Annotated in this window: 12 protein-coding genes and 1 pseudogene; all 13 read left to right on the top strand. The window is 37.5% G+C overall.

Annotated features, from left to right (window positions below; all coding sequences use genetic code 11):
- Window positions 1-29: 29 nt before the first annotated feature.
- The 13 genes and pseudogenes from H599_RS0102665 (at window position 30) to H599_RS0102725 (ending at window position 13,546) form a co-directional block, all read left to right on the top strand.
- A complete protein-coding gene (locus H599_RS0102665; protein ID WP_026712700.1) occupies window positions 30-401 on the top strand; it encodes a hypothetical protein in 372 nt (123 codons plus the stop codon).
- 143 nt (window positions 402-544) lie between these two features.
- Window positions 545-880, top strand: a pseudogene (locus tag H599_RS19100) (heavy-metal-associated domain-containing protein); the annotation flags it as partial.
- A gap of 55 nt (window positions 881-935) precedes the next feature.
- The gene (locus H599_RS0102675; RefSeq protein WP_026712701.1) at window positions 936-1,496 is read left to right on the top strand and encodes a DUF3347 domain-containing protein; all 561 of its coding nucleotides are present in this window, start codon (window positions 936-938) and stop codon (window positions 1,494-1,496) included.
- Window position 1,497: 1 nt separating this feature from the next.
- Window positions 1,498-1,962, top strand: coding sequence for a heme-binding domain-containing protein (locus tag H599_RS0102680; protein WP_026712702.1), 465 nt, complete (start codon window positions 1,498-1,500; stop codon window positions 1,960-1,962).
- Between the two features lie 11 nt (window positions 1,963-1,973).
- Entirely contained in the window at window positions 1,974-3,254 is a 1,281-nt protein-coding gene (locus H599_RS21305) for an efflux RND transporter permease subunit (protein WP_035141063.1), read from the top strand.
- Between the two features lie 8 nt (window positions 3,255-3,262).
- Window positions 3,263-5,197: an efflux RND transporter permease subunit gene (locus tag H599_RS21310; RefSeq protein WP_026712704.1), complete on the top strand. Its 1,935-nt coding sequence runs from the start codon at window positions 3,263-3,265 to the stop codon at window positions 5,195-5,197.
- The gene (locus H599_RS0102695) at window positions 5,187-6,440 is read left to right on the top strand and encodes a TolC family protein (protein ID WP_026712705.1); all 1,254 of its coding nucleotides are present in this window, start codon (window positions 5,187-5,189) and stop codon (window positions 6,438-6,440) included. The genes H599_RS21310 and H599_RS0102695 overlap by 11 nt, the downstream gene beginning before the upstream one ends.
- A gap of 2 nt (window positions 6,441-6,442) precedes the next feature.
- On the top strand, window positions 6,443-7,675 hold the full coding sequence (locus H599_RS0102700; protein ID WP_035141065.1) for an efflux RND transporter periplasmic adaptor subunit: 1,233 nt from the start codon (window positions 6,443-6,445) through the stop codon (window positions 7,673-7,675).
- A 47-nt stretch (window positions 7,676-7,722) separates the two neighbouring features.
- Window positions 7,723-8,934 carry an efflux RND transporter periplasmic adaptor subunit gene (locus H599_RS0102705; RefSeq protein ID WP_026712707.1) on the top strand — a complete coding sequence of 404 codons (1,212 nt, stop codon included), beginning with the start codon at window positions 7,723-7,725 and terminating at the stop codon, window positions 8,932-8,934.
- Between the two features lie 165 nt (window positions 8,935-9,099).
- Window positions 9,100-9,798 carry a DUF3347 domain-containing protein gene (locus tag H599_RS0102710; protein WP_026712708.1) on the top strand — a complete coding sequence of 233 codons (699 nt, stop codon included), beginning with the start codon at window positions 9,100-9,102 and terminating at the stop codon, window positions 9,796-9,798.
- 108 nt (window positions 9,799-9,906) lie between these two features.
- The gene (locus H599_RS0102715) at window positions 9,907-10,467 is read left to right on the top strand and encodes an AraC family transcriptional regulator (RefSeq protein WP_026712709.1); all 561 of its coding nucleotides are present in this window, start codon (window positions 9,907-9,909) and stop codon (window positions 10,465-10,467) included.
- A 96-nt stretch (window positions 10,468-10,563) separates the two neighbouring features.
- Window positions 10,564-10,929 carry a heavy metal-binding domain-containing protein gene (locus tag H599_RS0102720; protein WP_026712710.1) on the top strand — a complete coding sequence of 122 codons (366 nt, stop codon included), beginning with the start codon at window positions 10,564-10,566 and terminating at the stop codon, window positions 10,927-10,929.
- 73 nt (window positions 10,930-11,002) lie between these two features.
- The gene (locus H599_RS0102725; protein WP_026712711.1) at window positions 11,003-13,546 is read left to right on the top strand and encodes a heavy metal translocating P-type ATPase; all 2,544 of its coding nucleotides are present in this window, start codon (window positions 11,003-11,005) and stop codon (window positions 13,544-13,546) included.
- Window positions 13,547-13,662: the final 116 nt, after the last annotated feature.

Genomic DNA, 13,662 nt, shown 5'->3' on the forward strand with positions numbered 1-13,662 from the left:
AGTAACTTTGTAGCATTAACGATTTAGAAATGAATAAATTCTGCCTCATATTGATTTTGCTTTTAGGCTTTTTTTTGTTGCCGGCAAAAGCCTATGCTTGTGGATCAGGTTCAGGTAAGCATTCCTGTAAAATGGAAATGTCTTCTAAAACCAAAATGAAAGCTTGTTGCTGTAAAGATTCTAAATCTAAAGAAACCAAAGGTCATAAAGGTTGTTCCGGTAAATGCGGACAAGCAATGTGTGGTGTGTCTTCCGTGAATATTGGAAATACCACTTCAATAGCATACGAAATGCTGCAAACGCATTTTGGTTTTTCTTCAAAAAAACAAAATTTTTCTTCATTAATATCTGTTCTTTCGGACGGATATACCTCTCTTTGGCTTATTCCTAAAATAGGCTAAACTTCTTTTTTGATAGCCAAAAGTGCATCAAATTCAAAGCATATTTGCTTTACCCATTCATTTTTTTGTTAGTACAATGTCATAATGGTTTTTTGAACCGTTTTGCTATTGGTTAACTATTTTCTCTTATTAAATTTAACATCATGAAATCAATCAAAAAAGTATTGATGGCAATCATTGTATTGTTGTCAGGTGTTGCTGTACAGGCACAAATAAAAAATGCAAAAACTGAAACGGTAAAAATATACGGAAACTGTGGAATGTGTAAAAAGACAATCGAAAAAGCCGGAAATCTTAAGGACGTGGCTGAGGTTAATTGGAATAAGGAGACAAAAATAGCTACTATAACGTATAATGTGGAGAAAACAAACCAAGAGGAGATTTTAAAGCGCATTGCTGCTGCGGGTTACGACAGTAAAAAAAATAAAGCTTCAGCTGCCGCTTACAATGCCCTTCCTGGTTGTTGTCAATACGATAGAAATTAAAAAAAGGATTAAAATAGATTAAACAACAAAACAATTAAAAGATATAAAAATGAAAAATATTTTAAAAATAAGCATATTAGTTCTGATGGTAGTTTTTGCTTCATGTAAGGATAACAAATCAGGAAATAAAGAGACAGTTGAGGAGAGTAACCAACCAACAACTAAGAAAAGCCAGACTTCTTTTTCGATAGAAACTATTTTGGACAATTATCTAAAATTGAAAAATGCTTTAGTTGAAGACAATTCAGAAGAAGCCGCTCAGTCAGGAAAAGAATTAGCAGTAACATTAAACGATTTAAATACTGATAAAATAGAGCAGGAATTAAAAAAAGAATATGCTGATATTTTAGAAGATGCCAAAGAACATGCCGATCACATAGGTGCAAATGCTGACAATATAGCGCATCAAAGAGAGCATTTTGTAACCTTAAGTAAGGATATAGAGGATTTAATTGAATTATTTGGAACCAATAAAAAGCTCTATTTGGATTTTTGTCCAATGGCAGATGAAAACAAAGGAGCTGTTTGGATAAGTGAAAAAGAAGAAATCAAAAATCCATATTTTGGTTCACAAATGCTTAGCTGTGGTTCTGTAAAAAAAGAATTCTAAAATGAAAAAGATTACCAAAAGGATACTTTTTATTGGGACAATTGTTTTTTTGCTGATGCAGTTGTATCAGCCTTCTCGTAATGAAGGCAGTAAAAAAGAGATGACTGAAAGTTTTGTCAGGGTGTATACAGTTCCTGAGAATATCAAGACTGTTTTACGTACTTCTTGTTATGATTGTCACAGTAATAACACTTATTATCCTTGGTATTCTAATATTCAGCCAATACGTTTTTTTATGGATAGTCATATAGAGAAGGGAAAAAAGGATTTAAACTTTGATGAATTTGGAAATTATTCTAAACGAAAGCAAAAAAGTAAATTGGATGGAATTGTGAAACAAATAAAATCAGATGAAATGCCTTTAAGTTCATATACTTTAATCCATAAAGAAGCAATTCTTACGACCGCTCAAAAAAAGGAAGTAATTTATTGGATGAATAAAATAAAAGATAGTATCTCGTTATAAAATATAGAAAAATGGTCAAAAAAATAATAGCACTGGCATTACAAAACAGGATAATTGTTCTGTTGATTTCCGCTTTTTTATTTGGTTGGGGCGTTTACAGTGTACAACAAAATCCTATTGATGCTATTCCGGATTTGTCTGAAAATCAAATTATCGTCTTTACGGAGTGGATGGGAAGAAGTCCGCAGGTAATTGAAGATCAGGTGACCTATCCGCTAGTTTCCAATTTACAGGGAATTCCAAAAATTAAAAATATCCGCGCTTCCTCGATGTTTGGGATGAGCTTTGTTTATATCATTTTTGAGGACAAGGTTGATCCGTATTGGGCAAGAACCCGGGTATTGGAACGATTGAATTATGCTCAGCGTCTCTTACCTCAAAATGTGGTACCCACTCTGGGGCCTGACGGAACCGGAGTAGGTCATGTGTTTTGGTATCATCTGGAAACAGATGGAATGGATTTGGGAGAGCAGCGCGCTTTACAGGATTGGTATGTGAAATTTGCTTTGCAAACTGTTCCGGGAGTAGCCGAAGTAGCTTCTTTTGGAGGGTTTGAAAAACAATACCAGCTGGTTTTGGATCCACTCAAAATGCAATACTACAATGTCAGTATGATGGAAGTGATGCAGGCGGTAAAAACCAGTAACAACGATGTAGGCGGAAGAAAATTCGAAATGAGCGACCGGGCTTATATTGTGAGAGGATTGGGCTATATTAAAAATATCAAAGATATTGAGAACATAGCCATCAAGAATTACAATTCGGTACCGGTAAAGGTGAGTGATATCGGTTCGGTACAAATGGGTGGCGATTTGCGTCTGGGAATTTTTGATGGCAATGGCGAAGGAGAAGTAGTAGGCGGAATTGTGGTCATGCGATACGGAGAGAATGCCGATAAAGTTATTGAGGCTGTAAAAGTCAAAATGAAAGAAGTCGAAAAAGGTTTGCCGGAAGGCGTTACTTTCAAAACTTCTTACGATCGCAGCGAGCTGATTGAAAAGGCTATCGATTCGGTTAAAGGAACTTTGATAGAGGAAATGATTGCAGTATCTATCGTAATTCTTCTTTTCCTTTTTCATTGGCGCAGCGCATTGATTATCCTGATACAATTGCCTATTTCGGTGGCTGTGGGGTTTATTCTTTTAGAAGCTTTTGGAATTTCTTCCAATATTATGTCGCTCACCGGAATTGCTCTGGCAATTGGTGTTGTAGTGGATGACGGAATTGTTATGGTTGAAAATGCCTATCGGGGACTTTCGGAAAAACAGGAAGAAAAAGGTATAATTCAATAAGCGGAACTATGAAAAATATATTTAAAAATAGGTTTAATAAAGAGCAGGATTCTTTATCTTCCGAGGAGCGAATGAAGATTATTGAAGATTCTTCCAAACTAGTCGGTCCGGGAGTTTTCTATTCTACGCTTATAGTTATTGCTTCTTTTCTGCCCGTGTTTTTGTTAACGGGAATGGAAGGAAAGCTGTTTAGTCCGCTGGCCTGGACAAAATCATTTATTTTGATTGTTGATGCTTTCTTGGCAATAACGCTCACTCCGGTGTTGATTAGTTTTTTGCTCAAAGGCAAATTGCGTTCTGAAGAAAAAAATCCGATAAACAGAAAATTAGAAAAGGTTTATACACCGGTTTTGATTTTTTGTTTAAAATGGCGAAAAACAATTTTGGCCATAAATGTAGCAGCCTTGTTAATTGGTGGTTTTATGTTCACCCGATTGGGTTCGGAATTTATGCCACCTTTAGATGAAGGATCCATTTTGTTTATGCCGGTGACTTTACCGGATGTTTCGAATACGGAAATCAAACGAATTTTGCAGGTTCAGGATAAATTAATCCGCTCAATTCCCGAAGTAACTCATGTTTTAGGAAAAGCCGGAAGAGCCAATACAGCGACCGATAACAGTCCGATAAGTATGATTGAGACCATAATATTACTCAAACCGCAAAGCGAATGGAGAGACGGAATAACGAAGAATGATATTATTACCGAAATTAATAATAAACTTCAAATTCCCGGAGTAACCAATGGTTTTACTCAGCCAATTATCAATCGGATTAATATGCTTTCAACCGGAATCCGAACCGATGTTGGGATTAAGGTTTACGGAACCAGTCTGGATACTATTGATGCTTTATCCCAAAAAATTAAAAATGCATTAGAAGGCACTTCGGGGATCAAAGATTTATTTGCCGAACCTATTACCGGCGGAAAATACATCGATATTATTCCCAAAAGAGAAGAAATTGGCCGCTACGGTCTTAGTGTTGATGAGGTAAACAATGTGGTAGAAACTGCCATTGGCGGAATGACGCTGACTTCTACCATCGAAGGGAGGCAACGTTTTTCGGTCAATGCGAGATATGCTCAGGAATACAGAAACAGTCTGAGCGCCTTAAAGCAATTACAACTTCAAACCATGGAATTTGGACCAATTCCTCTCGAATCAGTTGCCGAAGTTAAAATAAGTGACGGACCGCCGATGATTAATAGCGAAAATGCCATGCTTCGCGGAAGTGTTTTGTTTAATGTACGCGACCGGGATTTGGGCAGTACCGTAAAAGAAGCTCAGGATAAACTCAATGCTATGATGGCTAAAATGCCTAAAGGTTATTATTTGGAATGGAGCGGTCAATGGGAAAATCAAATTCGGGCAAACCAAACCTTAAGTCTGATTTTACCGATTGTTGTCCTCATTATTTTTATGATTTTGTATTTCACGTATCGTTCCATGAAGGAAGCTTTAATCACGATGATAACTGTTCCTTTTGCTCTAATTGGAGGAATATTTATGGTGTATTTCTACGGAATCAATTTGTCAGTGGCTGTTGCTGTAGGTTTCATCGCTTTGTTTGGAATGGCGGTCGAAACCGCTATGTTGATGACCATTTACCTCAATGAAGCAATGGATAAAATGATTGCCAAATATGGAAACAGCAGCAAAACTCTCAACGAAGATATTATACGGGAATATGTTATTGAAGGTTCGGCAAAAAGATTGCGACCAAAATTAATGACGGTTTCGGTATCACTTTTTGGGTTAGTGCCAATACTCTGGTCTTCCGGAACCGGCGCCGACGTGATGGTTCCAATTACCGTACCCTTGATTGGAGGAACAATTTCCTCTGTTATTTATGTATTATTAGTAACCCCTGTTGTTTTTGAAATCACCAAATTAAGAGAATTGAAAACAAAAGGGAAAATAGATATTATCGATGCAAATTAGTAAATATTACATCAGTATAGTTTTTTTGCTTTTAAATGCCTTAGCAGCTGCAGGACAAACGCTTTCATTGGATGAAATTTTGATGCAAATTCAAAACAATAATCCTCAGCTTAAAATGTACGAAGCCGATATTCAAAGTATGGATGCCGCTGCAAAAGGAGCAAAAAGCTGGATGGCTCCCGAAATTAGTACCGGGTTTTTTATGACGCCTTACAATACTAAAATGTGGAAAGCCGATGAAATGAGCCGGGGAATGGGTTCGTATATGGTTGGTTTTACTCAAATGATTCCTAATGCTTCCCGACAAAAAGCCGAAGCTAATTACATGAACACCATGTCTTCGGTGGAAGCCGAAAATAAAAAATATACCGGTAATCAGTTGAATGCTTTGGCCAAAGCCAATTATTACCAATGGCTGGTTTTAGATAAAAAAATTAAAATTATCAAAGAGAATCTGTTGCTGTTGGATTACATGATTAAAAGTATGGAAATCCGCTATCAGTATAATATGGATAAATTGCCCACGTATTATAAGGCCAAATCCAAATACAGTGCTTTGCAAAGTGAAGCGCTAATGCTGCAAAATGAAATTTCCCAAAAACGAATTGCACTCAATACGCTGATGGCAAGAGATAAAAATTTGCTTTTTGAAATTGATTCGAATTATACGCTCAAAGAAGCCGATTCGTTTCAAACGGATGTGACTATGCTTGCTCAAAACCGAAGCGATGTTAAGGCAATCGAAAAAACGATGGAGTTGAATGAACTTAAAATGGAAATTGAAAAGTCAAAACAGCTGCCGGAATTTGGCATAAAATACGATCACATGTTTGCTTTTGGTCAAATGCCCCAACAATTTACTTTAATGGGAATGATCAAACTGCCAATGCCCTGGTCCACTAAAATGAATAAGGCGAATGCTAATAGTTTTAAGATTAAAAACGAAAGTCTGGAATGGCAAAAACAAATGATTCTGAATGAAGTTTCGGGAATGATTGCCGGTATGCAGGCAGAATGGAGCAGCCTGAAAAAGCAATACGATATTGCAGAAAAGCACATTATTCCGGCTTTAAAGCGTAATTATGATACGGCGGTTTTAGCCTGGCAAAACAATACCGGCGATTTATTTGTGGTACTGGATGCCTGGGAAGCACTCAATATGGCGCAAATGGAAAAGCTGGATAAATTGCAAATGATTTTGAATGTTCAGGTAGAAATTGAAAAACAACTAGAAAGAAAATAAACATGAATAACTATCTAAAATATGGTTTGTTGGCTATAGCAGTTGTATTGCTGGGATTTGCGGTGTATTATTTTGTTGGTACATCTAAAAATGAGTCCGCTCATTCGCATGAAGAAGCCGTTTATACCTGCCCGATGCATCCGGAAATCATTCGAAATGCACCCGGACAATGTCCCATTTGCGGCATGGATTTGGTCAAAAAAACAGTAGAAGGAGAAAAGTCACAAAGTCCCGATGTTGAAGAATTACTTCAGCCGGGCAATCAGTTTGTGGCGGGAAATTTTAAAACTACCCAAGCCAAAGATACCGCAATAAGCAGCGAGTTAAAGTTACCGGGAATTGTTACTTATGACGCGAATTCCTATGAAAATATTGCAGCAAGAGTAAACGGAAGAATCGAAAAAATGTATGTGAATTATGCATACCAAAAAGTAATAAAAGGACAAAAATTATTCGATTTGTACAGTCCGGAATTGCTTACCGAGCAGCAAAATTTCCTGTATTTGATTCATAATGATTCAGAAAACAAGCCTATTATAAACGCTTTAAAACAAAAATTACTGCTTTACGGCATGACTAAAAACCAGATTAATTCGTTGGTTACAACACAAAGAGTCCACCCGATAATTTCAATTTACAGTCCGGTTAGTGGTGTTGTGAGTGGTTCAAAAAGTACAACTGTTAATGATGCGATGAAAACTACCGCTGCTTCGGGAGCTCCTTTGTTGAAAGAAGGCTATTATATTACTAAAAATACCGTGGTTTTTCAGTTGGTTAGTACTGATAAAGTCTGGGGCGTATTTAATGTGATACAGGGTTATGCCGGGCAAATTAAAGTAGGGCAGTCTATTGAGATTAGGAGCGAATTAGATTCGGATGAGGTAGTGAATGCTAAAGTAGATTTTGTAGAAGCCCAACTCAATCCTTCGGAAAAAACCAATCGCATCAGGGTGTACCTCAATAATGCGCAACGGCAGTTCCCAATTGGTTTGCGATTAGAAGGAAAGATTGAAACGCTTTCGCAAAAGGGAATCTGGCTTCCCAAACAAACTTTGGTGAGTTTAGGAAGTCATCAGCTTGTATTTGTAAAAAAAGGTAACGGATTCCAATCGACTAAGGTAAAAACCGGAGTTGAAAGAAAGGGCTGGATACAAATTTTAAGCGGAATAAGCACCGAAGAGGAGGTAGCCGAAAACGGATACTATCTGATGGACAGTGAAAGTTTTATTCGCTAGAAATTATTGTTGAAATAGAAAAAACGATTCTAAAAAATAGAGAAGAAATGAAAGTATCTAGAAAAATAAGTTGGCTTAGCTTATTGGTTTTTGTTTTGCTTTTGTCCTGTAATTCCAAGAGTAAGGATGCGCATCTTCATTCTGAGGAAGAGGCGTATTATACCTGCTCGATGGATCCTCAGGTAAAAGAAGACAAACCGGGAAAATGCCCTATTTGTCACATGGAATTAACTTTGATGAAAAAAGATAAAGACCAGTCAAATGAAATTTCGTTGAGCGACCAACAGCTAAAGTTAGGGAATATCACAACCGCTCCGTTAGTTGCTTCACAAGCTAGTCCGGAGGAAAGCTATAACGGAATACTGGCCGTTAATCAGGAACGAATTAAGAGTATTTCGTCCAGAGCGATGGGAAGAATAGAAAAGTTGTATGTTAAAACCGAAGGTGATTTTGTACAAAAAAATCAGGCGGTGTATCAGTTGTACAGTGAAGATTTGGCGATAGCCAAACAGGATTTTCTGGCGGCTTTTAAACAACTGAGTATGCCGGGAAATTTTGGTAAAAATGCCCAAAATATTTTGGCCTCAGCCAAAGAGAAACTGTTGTTTTACGGCTTGTCGCCAAAACAGATTGAAGCCATTAAAACGCAAAAAGAGGTTTCTCCTTATACCACTTTTTACAGCACTTACAGCGGAACGGTTTCGGAAATTGCCATTACCGAAGGCAGTTATGTAATGGAAGGAACACCGATACTTAAACTGGCCGATTTAGGGAGTTTGTGGCTCGAAACTCAGATTAATGTTAATTATGCTAAAAAACTGCATCTGGGACAAAAGGCAACTTTGTCTTTTGTGGATTATCCGAATCAGGTTGTGCGGGCACAGGTGATTTTTATTAATCCGGAAATTGATCCTAATTCTAGATTGTTATTCGTCCGAATGGAAGTTCCTAATCCTCGTTTGGATTTAAAACCGGGAATGCAGGCTATTGCCCGATTAAAAATGACGATACGAAAAGGAATTTTTGTTCCTGTTGATGCGGTCATCAGAGATGAAAATGCCACGTTTATCTGGCTGGAAAAAAGTCACGGTGTTTTTGAAAATGTGATGGTAACAACCGGTGTAGAATCGGGGGGGATGGTTGAAATTACTTCCCCGTTGGATTCAGATAAAAAAGTGGTAATTACCGGTGCTTATGCCATTAACAGTGAATATAAATTTAGAAAAGGAAAAGATCCTATGGCGGGAATGAAAATGTAGCGGAATCATTTTTGGTATAAAAGATGCGCTGAGATTGAAATTTTTAAACAAAGCATGTCATCAAAAATGGGAAATTTTATCCAGATGTCGTACCTTCGGTACAGTTTACGTGAAAATAAATTATAAAAAGAACCAATTAATTTTAAAGATTAAAAAATAAAAAAAATGAAAAAAATAATGTTTTCCTGCTTCATGTTAACACTTGCCTTAGTAAGTTGTAATCAAAAGAATAAAGAAGAAAAAGAAACAGAAGGACAGGTAATTGTCAAATCCGATGTGCAATACAGCTGTCCGATGCATCCGGAAATTACAGGAAAAAAAGGCGATGTGTGCAGTAAATGCAGAATGGATTTAGAACCCGCAAAATCAGGAGAAGAATCGGCAGACACTAAAGTTGAAATTGCAGAAGTAAGCGATGCTGTGAAAGCTTCTGTTTCTACTGATGCGATTATTAATGCTTATTTGAAAATCAAAAACGCCTTGGCAGCCGATAATGCAAAAGAAGCAGCTACCGTAGCAGCCGATTTTGAAAAAGCAGTTTCGGCAACTGATGTTACAAAAATTGATTCCAAATTATTGACAAAATATTTAAATAGTACTGACGATGCTAAAATCCAAGCCGGATTAATCGCTAAAAATGAGACTAAAATGGATTTGCAAAGAAAGTATTTTGCGGTTTTAAGCAAAGATATTTCAACTTTGATTGCCACTTTTGGGAGCAGTCAGCATTTGTATCAGGATTATTGCCCAATGTATAACGAAGGAAAAAGCGGGTATTGGATTAGTGAATTTAAAGCCATCAAAAATCCGTATTATGGTTCCGAAATGCTTGAATGCGGAGGTATGATTAAAGAAATTAAATAATCTTTTTCCAACTTAATTATTGTAGTTGATGAAAGCAATCCAAATCCTGACTTCGTTTTTCTAAGTTGGGATTTTTTTGTTTAAAGTAGTTTTAAAATAATTTTTCAAATGAAAATTTATATCAAAAATATGGTTTGTGCCCGTTGCGAAATGGCCGTCAAAAAGCTATTGGAAGAAATGGATATTTCGGTGCGCACCTTAAAATTAGGAGAAGCTGAAATTGAAAATCCGCTTACGGAAACCGAAAAACAACAGTTGTCTGAAAATTTGAAAGACTTGGGTTTTGAATTATTGGATGACAAAATAAGCCAAACTATTGAGCGAATAAAAAAACTGATTGTCAATTTGGTGCATTATCAAAAAGACCAGCTCAAAATTAATTTGTCCACATATCTCGCCGAAGATTTAAAACAGGATTATAATGCGTTAAGCAATTTGTTTTCGGAAAATGAAGGCATTACCATCGAGCATTATTTTATTACACAAAAGATTGAGAAAGTAAAAGAACTGATGAATTACAACGAATTAAGTTTGAGCGAAATTGCTTTTCAGCTCAATTATACCGATGTGGCACATTTGAGTAATCAGTTTAAAAAAATTACCGGATTTTCGCCTACGGCTTACAAACAATCTCAGGAAAATAGCCGGAAACAGATTGATAAATTGTAAATTTTACAAATCTTTATCAAAATTGTACAAGGCAAAAAATGCATGATTTTCTGAACTTTGTATTAAGAAAATAACCAAAAATAAATTAATAAAATCATGAAAAAAATACTCCTTTTGCTAAGCCTGTTCTTAGCGGTTTCGGTAACAGCTGTTGCTCAAACCACCGAAAAAGCTTCTAAAAATGAAGCTCAAAAAGCCATGTACACTTGTCCGATGCATCCGGAAGTGAAAAGTGACCAACCCGGAAAATGTCCTAAATGCGGGATGGATTTAGTGGCTAAAAAAATGAAAGCCGAGAAGCATGCTGATAAATTTTGCTGTCCGATGCATCCTAACGAAATGAGTGACAAACCGGGCAAATGTCCTAAATGTGGTATGGATATGAAAGCGATGAAAAATATGAAAGAAGACATGCCTAAGATGAAAGAAGAGATGCATAAAAACATGGATTCGGAAGAATAAATAGTTTTTAGAATTTATATTTTTTAATTGAAGAGTCCTGTATTTACGGGACTTATTTTTATCGTTTATAATCATGAAACATACTTATACAGTCACAGGAATGAGTTGCGACGGTTGTCGAACCAAGGTTGAAAAAACGCTGAATACTATTGAAGGCATTGAAGCAAAGGTTACGTTGAATCCGCCGGAAGCTATTATCCAAATGGAAAAACATCTGCCTGTTTCACAATTACAGGAAGTTTTGGCAAATGCCGGAAATTATACCATCGAAATGGCTCATCCGGAAGCTAAAGATAAACCGAAACCGGAATCCAAATCCTGTTGCGGGACTTCTTCTCATTCGCATCATCATCAGCCAAAAGAGAATCCGGAATTGTCCGCAAAACAAGCCGGGAAATATTATTGCCCTATGTTTTGCGAAGGAGATAAGGTGTATGATAAACCCGGAAGTTGTCCGGTTTGCGGAATGGATTTAGTAAAAGCCCCTGAAATAACCGCTGCTAAAACCCAATATAGTTGTCCCATGCATCCGGAAGTGATTAAGGACGAACCGGGTTCCTGTCCTATTTGCGGAATGGATTTGGTACCCATGAAAGCTGTAGAAAACGAGGATAATAAAACTTATACCGATTTACTTAAAAAAATGAAAATTGCCGTAGTATTTACGCTGCCTATTTTCATTATTGCCATGTCGGATATGATTCCTAATAATCCGTTAATGAAAGTGATGGATATGGAAAGCTGGAATTGGGTGCAGTTTGTATTGTCTTTACCGGTTGTTTTTTATGCCTGTTGGATGTTTTTTGAACGCGCCTGGAAATCAATAATAAGTTGGAATTTGAATATGTTCACGCTTATCGGAATTGGTGCTGGTGTGGCTTTCTTGTTCAGTGTATTTGGTTTGTTGTTTCCTGATTTTTTTCCGGCAGAATTTAAAACTGAAATGGGAACGGTGCATTTGTATTTTGAAGCCACAACCGTGATTTTGACACTGGTTTTGTTAGGACAGTTGTTAGAAGCCAGAGCCCACAGCCGAACCAGTGGTGCCATTAAGGAATTGTTGAAATTAGCTCCTACAGAAGCCATTTTGGTAGAAAATGGTACAGATAAAGTGATTGCTATCGATGCAATTAAAAAAGGCGATTTATTGCGTGTAAAACCGGGCGATAAAATTCCGGTGGATGGAAAAATCATCGAAGGAGAAAGCACTATTGACGAATCGATGTTGACGGGCGAACCCATTCCGGTGGATAAAAAGACAGCCGATGCGGTGGTGGCGGGGACCATCAACGGAAATAAATCTTTTTTAATGCTGGCCGAAAAAGTAGGAGCCGAAACCTTATTGTCACAAATTGTACAAATGGTGAATGATGCCAGCCGTTCCAGAGCGCCCATTCAAAAATTAGCCGACAGAATTTCTAAATATTTTGTACCTATTGTCGTTGCCGTGGCTGTAATTACTTTTTTGGTTTGGGCTCAATTTGGTCCGGAAGAAAATGCTTTGATTTACGGATTTATCAATGCTGTTGCGGTTTTAATTATTGCCTGTCCCTGTGCTTTGGGATTGGCAACACCTATGTCGGTAATGGTTGGAGTGGGTAAGGGAGCGCAATTGGGGGTTTTGATAAAAAATGCCGAAGCTTTGGAGAACATGAATAAGGTAAATGTTTTAATTACGGATAAAACCGGAACCTTGACAGAAGGAAAACCTTCGGTGGAGCACATTCAGGTTTCTGACGAAAAGGAAAATGTGGCGCTTGAGGCAATTGCATCTGTTAATCAATACAGCGAACATCCTTTGGCACAAGCCATCGTTTCTTTTGCGAAAGCGAAAAACATAACTTTAACTGCGGCTGAAAACTTTGAAGCGATTACCGGAAAAGGAGTAAGCGGCATTGTGAGCGGAAAACGGGTTGCTTTAGGAAACAGCAAGCTTATGGAAGAAATTCAGGCCGAAATTCCTTCTGAGATGGAGGAGCAGGTTATTACCGAGCAAAAACTGGGGAAAACCGTTTCTTATATTGCTGTTGATCGTTCGGTTTTGGGATTTGTGGTGATTACTGACGCTATAAAAACCAATAGCGCGGCGGCGGTCAAAGAGTTGATGCAAAAAGGTGTGGAAGTGGTGATGCTGACCGGAGATAATAAAAATACGGCTGAGGCAGTGGCCAATGCTTTGCAATTGAGCTCTTTTCAGGCGGGATGTTTGCCGGAAGACAAACTGAAAGTGATTCAGAAATTGCAAAATGAAGGTAAAATGGTAGCGATGGCGGGAGACGGAATTAACGACGCACCGGCATTGGCACAGTCGGATGTGGGGATTGCCATGGGTACCGGAACCGATGTGGCGATTGAAAGTGCTAAAATTACTTTGGTAAAAGGCGATTTACAGGGAATTGTGAAAGCCAAAGAATTGAGCCAGGCGGTAATGAAAAACATTCATCAGAATTTGTTTTTTGCCTTTTTCTATAATGTTATCGGAATTCCAATTGCGGCAGGGGTTTTATATCCTGTTTTTGGAATTTTATTGTCACCCATGATTGCGGCTTTGGCCATGAGTTTTAGTTCGGTTTCAGTGATTACCAATGCGTTGCGATTGCGAAATTTGAAATTATAAAAATATAAATTGGGACACAGATGAAACGGATTTTAGCAGATTACCGCAGATAAGTTTTAAGGGCTAAAATCTGCTTGTTTGATTCCTGTTTTTTTTACTGTATAAGTTTATCATTG

Source organism: Flavobacterium daejeonense DSM 17708, from assembly GCF_000425425.1.
Lineage (GTDB): Bacteria > Bacteroidota > Bacteroidia > Flavobacteriales > Flavobacteriaceae > Flavobacterium > Flavobacterium daejeonense.